The organism is Nocardioides sp. NPDC057767 (assembly GCF_042798275.1).
Taxonomy (GTDB): Bacteria; Actinomycetota; Actinomycetes; order Propionibacteriales; family Nocardioidaceae; genus Nocardioides.
This window is the reverse complement of sequence record NZ_JBHVKJ010000046.1, coordinates 1-15,859: the sequence shown is the minus strand read 5'-3', so window position 1 is coordinate 15,859 and position 15,859 is coordinate 1. Positions and strand designations below refer to the sequence as shown.

Sequence of the window (15,859 nt, the reverse complement as noted above, 5' to 3'; positions counted from 1 at the left end):
AACACAGGCCTCAGCCAGATCTGCGGCTCCGCTCCGACGCGAGTTCGGATAGATCATCGAATTCAGGTTCCGCGCCACCGCGTGAGCGCCGAGGCGATCTGCTGGGGGCTATGCCATAACGTGGGTCCGTGAGCACCTCGCCCAACCGCGTCTACGCGGCACGCCTGGTCGGCCTTCCGATCTTCGACCCGCTCGGTGAGCAGGTCGGCAAGGTGCGAGATCTCGTGGTCACGGTCAGATCCGACGCCCGGCAGCCGCGCGTGCTCGGCCTGGTCGTCGAGGTGTTCGGACGACGGCGCATCTTCGTGCCGATGACCCGGGTGACCAGCATCGACGCCGGCCAGATCTACACCACGGGCCTGCTCAACATGCGCCGCTTCCAGCAGCGTTCCACCGAGACCCTGGTCATCGGCCAGATGTTCGACCGCCAGGTCACGATCCGCACCACCGGCGTGTCCGGGACGGTCTACGACGTCGGCATGGAGCAGGCCCGCAACCGCGACTGGCTGCTCTCCAGGGTCGCCGTGCAGGAGCCCTCCAAGGGGCTGCGCCGCCGCGGCCAGACCCATGTGGTCGAGTGGGACGACGTGGAGGGCCTCGCCCGCCGCTCCCCCACCCAGGCCGCGACCCACCTGGTCCAGGCGATCCACGAGATGCGCCCGGCCGACGCGGCGACGATGATCCACGAGCTGCCTCCGGAGCGTCAGCGCCAGGTCATCGCCGCCCTCGACGACGAGCGCCTCGCCGAGGTCCTCGAGGAGCTCCCCGAGGACGACCAGGTCGCCATCGTGCGGGCCCTGGACTCCGAACGTGCCGCAGACGTGCTCGAGGAGATGTCGCCCGACGACGCCGCCGACCTCATCGCCGAGCTGCCCGAGGAGACCGCCACCCTGCTGCTCGAGCTGATGCAGCCCGAGGACGCCAAGGACGTCCTCCGACTGATGTCCTACGAGGAGGACACCGCCGGCTCGATGATGACCCCCGAGCCGGTCATCGTCGGCCCCGACGCGACGATCGCCGACGCCCTCGCTCTGGTACGCAACCCCGACCTCACCCCGGCCCAGGCGGCCCTGGTCTACGTCTGCCGTCCTCCTCTGGAGACGCCGACCGGCAAGTTCCTCGGCATCGCCCACATCCAGCGGCTGCTGCGCGAGCCACCGTCGACGCTGGTCGCGGGCGCCCTCGACGAGTCCCTGGAGCCGCTGCGCCCCGAGGACAGCACCGAGCAGGTCGCGGCCCACCTGGCGACGTACAACCTGGTGGCGGCGCCTGTCGTCGACGAGAACGGCCACCTGGCCGGCGCGGTGACGGTCGACGACCTGCTCGACCACCTGCTCCCGGAGAACTGGCGGGAGAAGCTCGCCCGGCACGAGTCGGCCACCGAGCCTCGTCCGGACACCCGTCCCGACACTCGTCCGAACAAGGTGATCACGCCCGACATGGTGCGCCGTGGCTGACGCACGCGCCGCTCGCGGCCGCCTCGACACCCCCCGCGAGCTTCGTCGCCCGCTCTTCAAGAAGCCGACCCTCCGCGACGACGTGTTCGGCTCCTTCGCAGAAGGCTTCGCGCGTTACATGGGCACCGCCCGGTTCATCGCGTGGATGACGATGGTCGTGCTCATCTGGGTCGCCTGGAACACCCTCGCGCCTCTGGAGTGGCGCTTCGACGAGTTCCCGTTCATCTTCCTGACCCTGGCGCTGAGCCTGCAGGCCTCCTACGCCGCGCCACTGATCCTGCTCGCGCAGAACCGCCAGGAGGACCGTGACCGCGTCCTCGCCGAGCAGGACCGCCGCATCGCCGCCCAGTCGAAGGCAGACATGGAGTTCCTCGCCCGCGAGACCGCGTCGCTGCGGATGGCCCTCGGCGAGGTGGCCACCCGCGACTACCTCCGCTCCGAGCTCCGCCTGCTCCTCGAGGAGCTCGACGAGCGCGATCGACACCGTGGTCTGATCGACCAGACTTCGGGCGATGCTGGAGAGTCCCCACGCACGACGTAGGCTTTCATACCGTGAGTAGCCCGCTTCTCGACCGTGTCAACGCAGCCCTGGCGACCGTTCAGGACCCGGAGATCAAACGTCCCATCACCGAGCTGGGGATGGTCGACTCCGTATCGATCGACGACGCAGGTGTGGTCAGCGTCAAGGTCCTCCTGACCGTCGCGGGCTGTCCGCTCAAGGACACGATCAACCGAGACACCACCGCAGCGCTGGAGAAGGTCGACGGCGTCACCGGCGTCGACCTCGAGCTCGGCGTGATGACCAACGAGCAGCGCACCGAGATGCGCAACGGGCTCACCGGCGGTCAGGCACAGCGGGAGATCCCCTTCGCCCAGCCGGGCTCGCTGACCAAGGTCTTCGCGATCGCATCGGGCAAGGGCGGTGTCGGCAAGTCGTCGGTCACGGTCAACCTGGCCGTCGCGCTCGCCCAGCAGGGCCTCAAGGTCGGCATCGTCGACGCCGACATCTACGGCCACTCGGTGCCGGCGATGCTGGGCGTGGCCGACTCCCGGCCGACTCAGGTCGACGACCTGATCATGCCGGTCCCGACCGCCTCGGGCGTCTCGGTGATCTCCATCGGGATGCTCAAGCCGCGCCGCGACCAGGTCGTCGCCTGGCGCGGACCGATGCTCGACCGGGCCCTGGTCCAGATGCTCTCCGACGTCTACTGGGGCGACCTCGACGCGCTGCTGCTCGACCTCCCCCCGGGCACCGGTGACGTGGCGATCTCGCTCGGCCAGCACCTGCCCAACGCCGAGATCGTCGTGGTCACCACCCCGCAGGAGGCCGCCGCCGAGGTGGCCGAGCGGGCCGGCACGATGGCCGAGATGATGCACCAGCGCGTCGTCGGCGTCGTGGAGAACATGTCCTGGCTCGTCCTGCCCGACGGCTCCAAGATGGAGGTCTTCGGCTCCGGGGGCGGCCAGCGGGTCGCCGACACCCTCTCCCAGCGCTTCGGCTCGAAGGTGCCGCTGCTCGGCCAGGTGCCGCTGGAGCAGACGCTGCGCGAGGCGGGCGACGCGGGCAAGCCGATCGTGGAGGCCGACCCGACGGCGGAGTCCGCCAAGGTGCTGGTCGAGGTGGCGCGTACGATCTCGGGCCGCGGACGCGGGCTCGCGGGCATGCAACTGGGGCTCACTCCCACCTCCAAGCTCTGAGCCTGTAGGTTCACCTCCGTGTTCGGCATCGGCTTCGCGGAGCTCGCCGTCATCGTCGTGATCGCGATCCTGGTCTTCGGGCCGGACAAGATCCCCGACATGGCACGGCAGATCGCCCGCCTCCTCCACCAGGTACGCAACCTGGCCAACAACGCGCGGGACGACCTGCGCGGAGAGCTCGGGCCCGCCTATCAGGATCTGGAGCTGCGCGACCTCGACCCACGTCGCATCGTCAGCAGGCAGATCCAGGAAGCCCTTGCCGACATCGAGGAGGAAGAGGCCCGCGCCAAGGCGCCCAAGCCCCTCCTGGCCGGCGAGAAGCCGCCCTACGACGATCAGGCGACCTAGGCTTCCGCAGCCCTGGTCACTTCTGTCTCCTTTCGTCACAGCAGACCCATTCCCCTAACCGCCGGTTTAGAGCCGCGCAATTCGGGTAAGAGGTGGTTGACTGCGAAGAAAGGAGTTTGCTCCTATGAGCGCTCTACCGTCTCGGGAACCCGATCCCGGAGAGGAGCCGAGACCGCCTCGGCCTCCGCATGAAGCAGTGCCCCTGGCCGACGTCCAAGGAACGTTGGGCTTCGAGCTCCAGCCACGCCTGGACCCGCCTCGTCCACGGGGCGACGATCCGGCGGACGAGGCCGAGGACGGCGACCTCTCGCCCCCGATCCCTATCGTCCCGGCCAACGGCCATCTGCGCGGCTGGGTCCCGCAGTTCGCCCAGAAGGCCGCCGAGGTCGTCGGCGGCGACCGTCCCGCGAGCCAGCTGGTCCGCTGGACGACCAAGGAGGTCTACGCGGAGCTGAGGTACCGCGCCAGCCTCACGGCGCGCTCAGGCGCGTACGACCCCGGCACCGGCCGTAACCAGCCGGTCCGCCCCCGCGTCCACCGCTGCCACGTCTACGAGGTCTCCGACGACATCGTCGAGGCCACCGTCACGATCCGCTTCGGCGCCGGCCTGCGGGCGCTCGCGGTCCGTTTCGAGCGCAACGGCGAGAGCTGGATCTGCACGGTGCTCAACTTCGGGGGCTACGACTAGTCCGGAACCAGCCCGGAGAGACGCGTGGAGCGCTGTACGTACCCGGTACGTACAGCGCTCCACGAGAACTCGACCGAGGAAACCTCAGCCGTTCACGCGGGTGGTGAGGCCGGTCGGGCCGCCGGGGCGGCCGTGGCACTGCTTGAACTTCTTGCCCGAGCCGCAGGGGCACTGCTCGTTGCGACCGACCTTGGCGTAGGGGTCGTCGGTGTTGGTGACGGTGGCACCCTGCGCCTCGGCCTGACCCTGCTCGTCCGGACCGGAGAAGGCCAGGTGCTTGGGCGCGGACGGCTTCTGCAGGCCCTTCGCGGTGATCTGCGGGGCGCTGGCCGAAGCCTTGGCCGCCTCGGCCTTCAGAGCGGCGGAGATGTCCTGGAGGCCACCGGTCTGCCCGACGCCGACCGGCGGCTCGGCGAGCGCGCCCTCGTGCATCGGACCGGCATGACGGGTGCCGTCGGCGTGGTAGTGGAACTCCGGCTCCGCCTGCTCGACCTGGACCTCCAGGTTGAACAGGTAGCCCACCGCGGCCTCCTTGATGCCATCCATCATCGCGGTGAACATGTCGAAGCCCTCGCGCTGGTATTCCACCAGCGGGTCACGCTGCGAGTAGGCCCGCAGACCGATGCCCTCGCGCAGGTAGTCCATCTCGTAGAGGTGCTCGCGCCACTTGCGGTCCAGCACCGAGAGCACGACCTGGCGCTCGACCTCGCGCATGCCCTCGGAGCCGATCTCCTCCTCGCGGCGGTCGTAGGCCTCCTGGGCGTCCTTCTTGAGGAACTCGATGAGATCCTGGCGGTCGAGGTCGTCCTTGCTGCCGCCGGCCTTCGTGATCAGGTACTTCGGCTCGACCGAGACCGGCCAGATCTGCTTGAGGTCGGTCCACAGCTGGTCGAGGTCCCACTCCTCGGCGTACTCCTGGGTCGCCCCGGTGACCATGCCTTCGACGACGTCGTCGATGAAGCCGCGGATCTGCTCCTCGAGGTCGGCGCCCTCGAGCACCTCGCGGCGCTCGGCGTAGATCACCTTGCGCTGGCGGTCCATGACGTCGTCGTACTTGAGGACGTTCTTGCGGGACTCGAAGTTCTGGCCCTCGACCTGGGTCTGCGCGTTGGCGATCGACTTGGTCACCGACTTGGCCTCGATCGGCACGTCGTCAGGGATCTTCAGCGTGGTCAGGATGCGGTCGACCCACTCGCCCTTGAACAGGCGCATCAGGTCGTCCTCCAGCGACAGGTAGAAGCGGGACTCGCCCGGGTCACCCTGACGGCCGGAACGACCGCGCAGCTGGTTGTCGATACGCCGGGACTCGTGGCGCTCGGTGCCGAGGACGTAGAGACCACCCAGCTTGGTGACCTCCTCGTGCTCGGCTGCGACCTGCGCCTTGAGCCGCTCGACCGTCGGCGCCCAGGCCTTCTCGTAGGCCTCGGCGGTCTCGCCGGTGGGCTCCAGGCCCTGCTTGCGGAGCTCCTGGTCGGCGAGGAAGTCGACGGAGCCACCGAGCATGATGTCGGTGCCTCGACCGGCCATGTTGGTGGCCACCGTGACCGCGCCCTTGTGGCCGGCCATCGCGACGATCTTCGCCTCGTCGGCGTGGTACTTCGCGTTGAGGACGGTGTGCGGGACGCCGCGCTTCTTGAGGATGTTGCCGAGGTATTCGGACTTCTCCACCGAGACGGTGCCGACCAGCACCGGCTGGCCCTTCTTGTGCCGCTCGACGAGGTCGTCGGCGACGGCCTCGTACTTGGCGACCTCGGTCCGGTAGACGAGGTCGGGCTGGTCCTTGCGGATCATCGGCTTGTTGGTCGGGATCGGGACCACGCCGAGCTTGTAGATCTTGTCGAACTCCGACTCCTCGGTCATCGCCGTACCGGTCATGCCGGAGAGCTTCTCGTAGAGGCGGAAGTAGTTCTGCAGGGTGATGCTCGCGAGGGTCTGGTACTCCTCGCGGACCTTCACACCCTCCTTGGCCTCGATCGCCTGGTGCAGACCGTCGTTGTAGCGGCGGCCGGCGAGCATGCGACCGGTGTGCTCGTCGACGATCAGGACCTCGTCGTTGGCCACGACGTACTCCTTGTCGCGGCGGAAGAGCTCCTTGGCCTTGATCGAGTTGTTCATGAACGAGATCAGCGGCGTGTTGACCGCCTCGTAGAGGTTCTCGATGCCGAGGTGGTCCTCGACCCGGGTGATGCCCCGCTCGAGAACCGCGATGGTGCGCTTCTTCTCGTCGACCTCGTAGTCGACGTCCTTGGTCAGCGACTTGGCGATCGTGGCGAACTCGTCGTACCACTTCACGTCGTCCTCGGTCGGGCCCGAGATGATCAGCGGCGTACGGGCCTCGTCGATGAGGATCGAGTCGACCTCGTCGACGATCGCGAAGAAGTGTCCGCGCTGGACCAGGTCGGCCATCGAGGAGGCCATGTTGTCGCGCAGGTAGTCGAAGCCGAGCTCGTTGTTGGTGCCGTAGGTGATGTCGCAGTTGTAGGCCTCGCGGCGCTGGGCCGGGGTCATCTGCGGCAGGATCACGCCGACGGTGAGGCCGAGGAAGCCGTAGATGCGGCCCATGACCTCGGACTGGTACCTGGCCAGGTAGTCGTTGACCGTGACGACGTGGACGCCCTTGCCGGCCAGCGCGTTGAGGTAGGCCGGGAGCACCGCCGTCTGGGTCTTGCCCTCACCGGTCTTCATCTCGGCGATGTTGCCGAGGTGGAGGGCCGCGCCGCCCTGGATCTGCACGTCGTAGTGACGCTGGCCGAGAACGCGCCTGGTGACCTCACGGACGGTGGCGAACGCCTCGGCCATGATGTCGTCGAGGTCTTCGCCGTTCTCCAGGCGTTGCTTGAACTCGTCGGTCATCCCGCGCAGCTCGTCATCGCTCATCGCGACGAACTCGTCCTCGATCGCGTTGACGGCCTTCGAGATGGCCTCGAGCTCGCGAAGGATCTTGCCCTCGCCGAGGCGAAGGATCTTGTCGAGAATTGCCACGGTGGCGGGCTCCTACTAGCGGCAGACAGATAGCACGGTCACTCTACCCACCTGCCGGTCGCCTGCTCACACCAACGGCGCAAGGAGCGGCGCCAAGTCGCCCTTGGAGTCGACCGCGATGGCGTCCAGGCCCAGCCAGCCGGCGAGCCGCTCGAGCTCCGCGGCCAGCTCCACTGCCGTCTCCACCGGGGCGTGCGGCTCGGCGAAGGCACCCTTGACCTGGAGGATCCCGCTCTTGCGGTCGGCCTTGAGGTCGACCCGGCCGACGATGTGCTCGCCGAGGAGGAACGGCAGCACGTAGTAGCCGTGGATCCGCTTCGGGGCCGGCGTGTAGATCTCGATCCGGTAGAAGAAGTCGAACAGCGCCTCGGTGCGCTCCCGCTCCCAGACCAGCGGGTCGAACGGGCTCAGCAGGGCGCGGGCGTCGATGCGGCGCGGCAGACGCGACCCTACGAAGAGGTACGCCTGCTTGCGGATGCCCTCGACCACCACCGGCTCCACCTCGCCGGCGTCGATGAGCTCGTTCAGTGCGCGCGTCGTGTCGTCCACGCGCATCCGGAAGTAGTCGGCGATGTCCTTGGCGGTGCCGACCCCGTGGGACCTCGCGGCGCGGCGTACGAGCTCGCGGTGGGCCTCCTCCTTCGACGGCGCCGGCGCGTCCAGGTGGACCCGCGGGATGACGCGCTCGGGCAGGTCGTAGGCGACCTCGAACTGGTCGTTGCGGTGGGAGATCGCCAGCTCGCCGAACATGTAGAGGATGTCGAGGGTCTTGCGCGAGTCGGACCAGTTCCAGCCCCAGTGGTCCTTGGTCTGCGGGCCGGCGTCGTCGAGTGCCTTGGCCGCCTCGCGAGCGGTGAGCGACCCCTGCTCGGCGACGAGCGCCAGCACCTTCTCCTTCATCCCGTCCGGCACGCTCCCCCACCACTTGGAGCCCTTCTGGGCACGGTAGTGGTCCATCCGCCACTGCATGTGCGGCCACAGCTCGACCGGCATGAACGCCTGCACGTGAGCCCAGTACTCGACCATCCGCCGGTCCCGACGGCCCCGGCTGGCACGGTGCAGGAGCCCGGTGTCGTACGCCCCCATCCGGCTGTAGAGCGGCATGTAGTGCGCGCGCTGCAAGACGTTGACCGAGTCGACCTGGAGGACCCCGGTGCGCTCCAGGGTGCGCTGGAACGTACGCATCGTGGGCGTGGTGTGGGGCTTGTCGGCGAAGCCCTGCGCCGCCAGCGCGATCCGGCGGGCCTGGGAGCGGCTGAGTGTCTGAGAGCGGGGCACGCGTCCGACTCTAGAGCCGGTTCCGGACAACTCCCGTCCGGAACCGGCTCCGCCGCCCGATCCCGAGTCACAGCGGGCCGAAGACCTCGCCCACGTCCGCGTCCAGCTCGAGGGCCTGGAGCACGCTCAACAGCTTTCGCTCCTCGAAGCGGAAGTGGGACTCCATGATCGCCGAGATGCCGTCGAGGTGCTTGCGGAGGTCCTCGGAGGTGGCGGCCCGATCGACGGCGGCCTGGAGGCCGCCGAGAAGATGCCCGATCATGGAGTGGTCCTGCTCGAGCTGGCGGATGGTCTCGCGCAGCTCGGGATGGGCTCGGGCGATCGCGGGGAACAGCGAGCGGTCCTCACCCTCGTGGTGGCCGGTCAGGGCCGCACAGAACCCATGGCAGAACAGCATCAGCTCGCGAGCCGCGGGTTCGGCGGGATCTCCCGCGGCGTTGGCCTCCTGCGTCACTCGCAGTGCCGTGCGCAGCCGGTCGTGGACCCGCCGCATCTCATCTGCCCAGGCGATCAGCCTGGTCTTCTCGCCCTCAGTCACGCGAGGGCGAAGGGGACGACAACATCATGTCGATCTCCTTCGTGTCCGGCGCCTCCATGCCTGACACGGTCTGTCACCGGCACGCGACGCTGGCGCCAACCTAGCAGCTCAGTCGACGTTGAGGAGCTTCTGGCGCACGGCGTACATGACCGCCTCCATGCGCGAGTGGGCCTGGAGCTTCTCCAGGATGTTGCGTACGTGGTTCTTGACGGTGTTCTCGGAGATGAACAGCCGCTTGGCGATCTCGCGGTTGTTGAGGCCCTTGGCGACCAGGCCGAGGACCTCCAGCTCGCGATCGGTGAGCTTGGGACCGGGGACCGGGGAGCGGTCCGGCCGCGACATCTGCTTGAACTCCTCCATCAGCTTGACCGCCATGGACGGGCTGATCAGGGACTGGCCGTCGGCGACCACGCGGATCGCCTGGGCGACCTGGTCGATCGAGGAGTCCTTGAGGAGGTAGCCCATCGCGCCGGCCTTGACCGCGTCGTAGAGGTCGGCCTCCTCGTCGGAGACGGTCAGCATGATGATGTTGGCCGAGGGAACGGCCTCCTTGATGGCGACGCACGCCTCCAGACCGGTCTGCTTGGGCATGCGTACGTCGAGGAGCACGACGTCGGGAGCCGAAGCCGCAGCTCGCTCGGTGCCCTCGATGCCGTTGGTCGCCTCGCCGATGACCTCGATCCCGGGCTCGCTCGCCAGCAGCGCGACCAGTCCCCTTCGGAAGAGTTCCTGGTCGTCGACAACCAAGACGCGGACCGGCTCACGATCGGCACCAGATGTAGATGACACGAATGCATCATGGCACGTATCCCATGACACATGAGGGAATGGCCGGGACTCATCCATCTGAGGGATGGAAAAGTCCCGGCCGACGTGCTTGTGCGCTGCCTTCAGGGCAGCCTTCAGACGAGGTCTGCCCGGTTGAGCGCGATCACCCCGTAGTCGTATCCCCTCCGGCGGTAGACGACCGAGGGCCTCGTCGAGTCCTTGTCGATGTAGAGGTAGAAGTCGTGGCCGACCAGCTCCATCTCGTAGAGGGCCTGGTCGAGCGTCATCGGCTCCGCGGTGTGCGTCTTCTCCCGGACCACCAAGGGCCCCTCCCCCGTCACGGTGATCGGTCCGACCTGGTGCTCCCGGATCTCCTCCTCCTCGAACTGCTCCGACTCGGACGTCGTGGCCAGGCCGTCGGGCTCGATGCCCGCCAGCGCCTGTCCCACGGAAACCGGCGTACGACGGCCGCGGTGGACCCTGCGGCGGTCAGCGGCGCGGCGCATCTGGGATGCCATCTTGTCGACAGCCAGGTCCAGCGCCCCCATCTTGTCCTCGGCACACGCCTCGGCCCGGATGACCGGACCCTTCGAGTACGCAGTGAGCTCGACGTGTACGGCGCCCTTGTGCTGGCGCGGGTTGGGCTCGTTGTCGACCTCCACGTTGATTCTGATGATGCGGTGGTCGTGCTTCTCGAGCTTCGCGAGCTTCTCTGCTACGTGAGCGCGATAGCGGTCTGAGACCTCGGCATTGCGGGCCGTGACGACAACTTCCATGGGTACCTCCCGGTGTTTCGGGGTTGGCGGAATCCCGGATGGTCAGCGCATGTGACCTCCGGGGTACGGAGTCCGCCCGGCCGACCTGGTCTTCGACCCCACAACCGCCTGCAGAGGCTTAGCAGCTTGGTGCCACTCCACCTTCTCCCTGCTGGTTCCCGTATCTGACGGGAGGGCAGGGGCAGGACTTATCTCTAAGCCGCACCGTGATCCCCTGTCTCCAGGGTTACGTGGACCGTTTCGCCTGCGACTGGCATCGGCTTGCCGCTCGGATGCCCGCAATGCGGACCTCTCTGCGACGCAACCACGGACCCAGGCGGACTCCATGTAGTGACGGTAGTTCGCCGATGTTCACCATGAAAGGCCTTCAACAGAATTACATGGCGGTTTCCTACATTTGAACGCGAGACCGACGCTGGGTGGCCGCGACGGTCGCGATCGCCGACACCTCCAGACCGACCGATTCCAGCGCTCGTTGAGCCTCCCGCGCGGTCGCGCCGGTGGTGATCACGTCGTCGCAGACGATGAACCTCGCCCGCGGGAAGGTCCTGGCAAGTGTCCGGATGCCGGACGCCGGGCAGCTGATCGACCCGTCCAGGTTGGCCCGTCGCTGCCCCGAGTCGAGGCCGGCCTGGTCCGCGACTCCTGGTCTGGTGCGCAGCAGCCGGTGGTGGCGTACGCCGACCCCGTGCTGCCTCAGCATCGCGGCTGCCCGGCGGGTGATCGCCGCGGTGCTGTCCAGACCGCGCTCCCGCACCGAGGCCGGTCGCGACGGGACCGGCACCAGGATCGTGGGACCGGCGCCGGTCTGCGCCATCGCCTCGAGGACCGAGAGCGCGAGCAGCCCGGCCAGCGGCCGGCGCAGGCCGAGGAGCTGGTGCTCCTTGAGCCCGATGACGAGCTGCTTGAGGGTGCCCTCGTAGGGCCCCGCCGCGAAGGCCGGCACGATGCCCGGCGGCGCCGGGCTCGGTGGGCTCGACCGGGCGCGGTCGGGGAGCACGGCGTGGCAGTCGCGGCAGAGCAGGCGGCCCGGTCGTTCGCAGCCGATGCAGCGACCGCCGACGACCAGGTCGTGCCAGGCGTCGGCGAGGTCGGCTCGAAGGCTCATGGGGCGAGTCGACCAGGGAGGCTGCCACGGGGCAACCGGGTGCTGCGTACCTGTGGATGACGCTGTGGAGAGTCAGCCTTGATAGGTGACGTCGGAGATGTTCGACGGCATGCCGAGGTCGAACCGGTCGAGCGGGTCCAGCAGGGTGGTGCCGGAGACGGCGTAGAGGCGGGCCGAGGCGACCGGGGAGCCGACGACGCCGGTGACCCGGTCGCTGAGCGTGTAGCGCTCACCGCTGGGCGCGCCGTCGAGCGAGACCGACTGGAAGAGCGCGGTCGAGCTGATCTGCTGCACCGCGACGATCGTGGTCGGCGAGGTCCAGGCGATGTCGGTGACCCGCATGGTCGCCGAATCCGGATGCGGTAGCAGGATCGCCGACGTCCCGGCGGTGATCTGCCCCTTGGAGCTCGCCTGCAGCCGACTGACGACGATCCGGTCCGAGGACACGCCGTCGATCACCGCGACGAATCGGGTGCCGTCGCGCGAGACCAGGAACCGGGTCACGTTCTCACCGGTGACCCCCGGGATGGCGACGCGGACGCGGCGGTCGCCGTCGACGTACATCACCCGGGCGCCGGTCGAGTCCTTGTCGACCAGCCACAGCCGGCCGGCGAGGTCCCAGGATGGCCTGAGCAACCGGGTGCCACGCACCGGAGCCTGGGTGACCTCTCCGTCGCTGGCCAGCTTTCCGACGAGGACGCCGGTGCGGTCGGCGGTGATCGCGGCAGCGCTCGAGTTGGAGGCGTCGACGGCGACGTCGGTCACGCCGTGCGAGTCCGCCCAACCGCCGAGGACCGGCACCCACGGGTCGCCGTTCTCACCGGTGCTGGTCACCAGGGCGCCGTCACGCAGCGCATAGAGATCGACCCTGGCCGAGGTGCCGTTGGGGCCGTAGCCTCCGCCGCTGTCCACGCTGAACGTCTCCCCGTAGCCCGGCAGCACCACCGGCTCGCCGTCGATCGTGAGCCGGATGCGTTCCACGCTGGCGTCCTGGCGCAGGGTCCAGGCCAGCTGGGCGCCCATGAGCTGGAGGTCCTCGGAGCTGAGGTCGCCCAGGTCACCGGCCAGGTCGACCTCGGCGACCCCGTCGCGTACGTCGACCGAGCGGGGCTCGTCCGCCGCGGCCGGGAGCGCGCTGCGGATCACGCCCTGCTCCTCCTCTCCCGGGCCGCTCAGCAGGCTGGAGACAAGGGTGGTGGCGTAGGAGGTGCCCTTGGGAGCGAAGATCGGCTCCGGCACCAGGGTGTGACCGGTCGGCTCGACGTAGTAGAGGTTGCTGCGCGCGAAGTGGGTCAGGAACCAGTCCTCCTCGACGACCAGGGCGTCCGGTGCCGAGCTGATCCGCCACTCGCCCTCGGTGCGGGTGAGCTCGAAGTCGAGGATCGCCTGCGAGGCGGCCAGCCCACCGCGCCACACACCACGCTCGTCGAGCCAGCCGGCGTCCTCCAGCTCCACCGACACCCGCGGCGAGGAGCCGACGTGGCTGCCGAGCTCGCCGTAGACCAGGGTGCGGCCGGCCGGCGCCCAGTTCATCGCCGCGTCCTTGGTGAGATAACGGCGGGCATAGGCCGTGCTCATCGGGGTGGCCTTCATGGCGTCCAGGAAGCCGTCGACGATCTCGCCCGGGGACGCGCCCGCGCGTGGGGCACCTGGGTTGTAGGGGATGACCTCCTCCTGAGCGTCCGGGGCGGCCAGGTCGACGCGCTGCACGGGACCGGAGTCGGGCACGCTCGAGCACGCCGAGGCGAGGAGCGCGACCGCGGTCAGGATGATGGCGAAGAACGATCTCACGATGCCTCCAGGGTGTCGCGGGCATCTGCAGGGACCAGCGGGAGCGGGCTGTGTCGCAGCGCGGCCCCGGCGTAGCGCGGGAGCGTGAGCCGGAACTGCGCCCCCTGGTCCGGGCGACCCCAGGCCTGCAGCCAGCCGCCGTGGAGGTGGGCGTCCTCGAGCGAGATCGACAGGCCGAGGCCGGTGCCGCCGCTGGAGCGGTCACGGGCGGGGTCGGCCCGCCAGAACCGGTTGAAGACCAGGGCGGTCTCCCCCGGGGCGAGCCCGACACCGTGATCGCGCACCGTCAGCGCGGCTGCGTGCTCGTCGCTGTCGACCCGGATGGTGACGGTCTGCCCCACGAGCGCGTGGTCGGTGGCGTTGGCCACCAGGTTGCGTACGATCCGCTCGACGCGGCGATGGTCGACCTGGGCGATGCACGGGTGGTCCGGGGCGACCACCTTCAGCTCGATGTCGCGCTTGTCGGCCAGCGGTTCGTGCGCCTCCACGACGGCCTGGGCCAGCGCGGTCAGGTCGGTGTCGTAGAGGTCGAGCACCGCGGCTCCGGCGTCGAAGCGGCTGATCTCGAGCAAATCGCTCAGAAGCGTCTCGAACCGGTCCAGCTCGGTCTGCAGCAGCTCGGCCGCCCGGGCCGTCGGCGCGTCGAACCTGTCCCTGGCCTCGTGGAGGACGTCGCTGGCCATGCGGACGGTGGTCAGCGGCGTACGCAGCTCGTGGGAGACGTCCGAGCTGAACCGTCGCTGGACCCGGGAGAGGTGCTCGAGCTGCCGGATCTGGTTCTGCAGGCCGCTGGCCATCTGGTTGAACGAGATCGCCAGGCCGGTGAGGTCGTCCTCGCCGTGCACGACCATCCGCTCCTCGAGGCGGCCCGCGGCGAGCCGCTCCGCGGTCCGGCGGGCGATCCGGATGGGCGTGACGACATGGCGGGTCACGATCCAGCTGCCGAAGCCGATCAGCAGGATCAGGATCGCGCCGGCGGCCAGCAGCCCGCGGGTGATCACGCCGAGCGTCTCCTGCTCCTGGTCCATCGGGAACAGGAAGTAGATGTTGTAGGTGTCGTCGTGGAGCTCCAGCTGCGACCCGATCACGATGCCAGGGGTCGAGGACCGCTCGCCGTCGTCGTAGGAGATCCGGGTGTAGGTCCAGGCCGGTTCGGCGCGGATCGTCTGGAACCGGTCCTCCAGGGCCCGCGGGACGCTGCGTACGTCCACACCGGGTGTCCACTCGACCCCGTCGTCGCTGATCCGGCCGGAGGTCGACGTCACCGGTCCGGCCATGACCACGCCGTAGCCCCGGGAGAGGCTGCGCTGGATGATCGGGTCACCCAGGTCGTTGCGCTGCAGCGGGGTGCCACCGTTGGCGCCCGAGGTCTCCGCGATGCTGGAGCGGGCCGCGGAGAGCTCCTCGGAGGCCTCCGCCTTCGCCGCTGCGACCCGGTCCTGGACGAGCTCGTCGCCGATCTGGTCGAGCAGGATCATCCCGACCAGGCTGACCGCGGCTGCGGTGAGCAGCACGGTGTAGACCACGACACGGGTCTGGATCGACCGGCGCCAGGTGGTCAGGAGCTTCTTGGGCGTCCGGGCGGTTGCACGGGCGACCTGCTGGAGTGTCACACGGGCCCTGCCTTGTAGCCGACGCCGCGCACGGTGACGACGATCTCGGGGTTCTCCGGGTCGTGCTCGACCTTGGAGCGAAGTCGCTGGACGTGCACGTTGACCAGCCGGGTGTCGGCGGCGTGGCGGTAGCCCCACACCTGCTCCAGCAGCACCTCACGGGAGAAGACCTGGTGGGGCTTGCGGGCCAGACACTCGAGCAGGTCGAACTCCAGCGGGGTGAGCTGGATCTGCTCTCCCTCGCGGGTCACCTGGTGGCCGGCGACGTCGATGGTGAGGTCTCCAATCTCGAGGACCTCGGGCAGCGACTCGCCGTGCCTACGGACCCGGGCTCGGATCCTGGCGATCAGCTCCTTGGGCTTGAACGGCTTCACCACGTAGTCGTCGGCCCCCGACTCCAGCCCGACGACCACGTCGACGGTGTCGCCCTTCGCGGTGAGCATGACGATCGGCACGCCCGACTCCTTACGGATCTGCTTGCACACCTCGATGCCATCCATGCCGGGAAGCATCAGGTCCAGCAGCACCACGTCGGGCTTGTAGTCGTGGAACGCAGGCAGCGCCAGGTCACCGCGGGCGACCAGCTGCGAGTCGAAACCCTCCTGTCTCAGCACGATGGCCAGCATCTCGCTCAGCGAGGCATCATCATCGACGACGAGGACCTTTCCCTTGGCGGGCTGGTCGGGAGCGCTGCGATCGGCCATGTGTCCGATTCTGTCACCCAGTGCGTGCGACGCATCACATCAGCCACCCCCACGACGCGCGAGTCGGCTCGTTCTGACCCGATTCCCTGCCGAGTCGGCTCGTCATGACC

At 68.8% G+C, this 15,859-nt stretch carries 14 protein-coding genes; 5 read left to right on the top strand and 9 right to left on the bottom strand.

Translation table 11 applies throughout. The annotated features are described in order from the left end of the window. Positions 1 to 128 precede the first annotated feature (128 nt). The 5 genes from ACFVDI_RS21340 to ACFVDI_RS21320 all read left to right on the top strand — a co-directional run bounded on the left by ACFVDI_RS21340 (position 129) and on the right by ACFVDI_RS21320 (position 4,191). Complete coding sequence (locus ACFVDI_RS21340; RefSeq protein WP_378909798.1) at positions 129 to 1,457, top strand: magnesium transporter MgtE N-terminal domain-containing protein; 1,329 nt, start codon at positions 129 to 131, stop codon at positions 1,455 to 1,457. Further along, positions 1,450 to 1,998 (top strand): DUF1003 domain-containing protein, encoded by a 549-nt coding sequence (locus ACFVDI_RS21335; protein WP_378909793.1) that lies wholly within the window; start codon positions 1,450 to 1,452, stop codon positions 1,996 to 1,998. Before ACFVDI_RS21340 ends, ACFVDI_RS21335 begins: the two co-directional genes overlap by 8 nt. An 11-nt stretch (positions 1,999 to 2,009) precedes the next feature. Next, positions 2,010 to 3,155, top strand: coding sequence for an Mrp/NBP35 family ATP-binding protein (locus tag ACFVDI_RS21330; RefSeq protein ID WP_378909790.1), 1,146 nt, complete (start codon positions 2,010 to 2,012; stop codon positions 3,153 to 3,155). A gap of 18 nt (positions 3,156 to 3,173) precedes the next feature. After that, positions 3,174 to 3,503, top strand: coding sequence for a sec-independent translocase (locus ACFVDI_RS21325; protein ID WP_008364136.1), 330 nt, complete (start codon positions 3,174 to 3,176; stop codon positions 3,501 to 3,503). 196 nt (positions 3,504 to 3,699) lie between these two features. Next, the gene (locus ACFVDI_RS21320) at positions 3,700 to 4,191 is read left to right on the top strand and encodes an Rv3235 family protein (protein ID WP_378909787.1); all 492 of its coding nucleotides are present in this window, start codon (positions 3,700 to 3,702) and stop codon (positions 4,189 to 4,191) included. A gap of 84 nt (positions 4,192 to 4,275) precedes the next feature. Here the strand turns inward: ACFVDI_RS21320 and secA are convergent, their stop codons facing one another. From secA to mtrA, 9 genes are all read right to left on the bottom strand, one after another. After that, positions 4,276 to 7,173: a preprotein translocase subunit SecA gene (gene secA / locus ACFVDI_RS21315; RefSeq protein WP_378909784.1), complete on the bottom strand. Its 2,898-nt coding sequence runs from the start codon at positions 7,171 to 7,173 to the stop codon at positions 4,276 to 4,278. A 66-nt stretch (positions 7,174 to 7,239) separates the two neighbouring features. Then, positions 7,240 to 8,451: a winged helix-turn-helix domain-containing protein gene (locus ACFVDI_RS21310; RefSeq protein WP_378909777.1), complete on the bottom strand. Its 1,212-nt coding sequence runs from the start codon at positions 8,449 to 8,451 to the stop codon at positions 7,240 to 7,242. A 67-nt stretch (positions 8,452 to 8,518) separates the two neighbouring features. Then, positions 8,519 to 8,989: a hemerythrin domain-containing protein gene (locus ACFVDI_RS21305; RefSeq protein WP_378909772.1), complete on the bottom strand. Its 471-nt coding sequence runs from the start codon at positions 8,987 to 8,989 to the stop codon at positions 8,519 to 8,521. Between the two features lie 108 nt (positions 8,990 to 9,097). Further along, a complete protein-coding gene (locus ACFVDI_RS21300) occupies positions 9,098 to 9,778 on the bottom strand; it encodes a response regulator transcription factor (protein WP_045547972.1) in 681 nt (226 codons plus the stop codon). Positions 9,779 to 9,891: 113 nt separating this feature from the next. Then, the gene (hpf, locus tag ACFVDI_RS21295) at positions 9,892 to 10,533 is read right to left on the bottom strand and encodes a ribosome hibernation-promoting factor, HPF/YfiA family (protein ID WP_008364127.1); all 642 of its coding nucleotides are present in this window, start codon (positions 10,531 to 10,533) and stop codon (positions 9,892 to 9,894) included. A 391-nt stretch (positions 10,534 to 10,924) separates the two neighbouring features. Continuing rightward, positions 10,925 to 11,641 carry a ComF family protein gene (locus tag ACFVDI_RS21290; protein WP_378909767.1) on the bottom strand — a complete coding sequence of 239 codons (717 nt, stop codon included), beginning with the start codon at positions 11,639 to 11,641 and terminating at the stop codon, positions 10,925 to 10,927. A gap of 72 nt (positions 11,642 to 11,713) precedes the next feature. Continuing rightward, positions 11,714 to 13,432, bottom strand: coding sequence for an LpqB family beta-propeller domain-containing protein (locus ACFVDI_RS21285; RefSeq protein WP_378909764.1), 1,719 nt, complete (start codon positions 13,430 to 13,432; stop codon positions 11,714 to 11,716). Beyond that, positions 13,429 to 15,045 carry an MtrAB system histidine kinase MtrB gene (gene mtrB, locus ACFVDI_RS21280; protein ID WP_378909761.1) on the bottom strand — a complete coding sequence of 539 codons (1,617 nt, stop codon included), beginning with the start codon at positions 15,043 to 15,045 and terminating at the stop codon, positions 13,429 to 13,431. The genes ACFVDI_RS21285 and mtrB overlap by 4 nt, the downstream gene beginning before the upstream one ends. Beyond that, on the bottom strand, positions 15,042 to 15,749 hold the full coding sequence (mtrA, locus tag ACFVDI_RS21275; RefSeq protein WP_328529050.1) for an MtrAB system response regulator MtrA: 708 nt from the start codon (positions 15,747 to 15,749) through the stop codon (positions 15,042 to 15,044). Before mtrA ends, mtrB begins: the two co-directional genes overlap by 4 nt. Positions 15,750 to 15,859 lie beyond the last annotated feature (110 nt).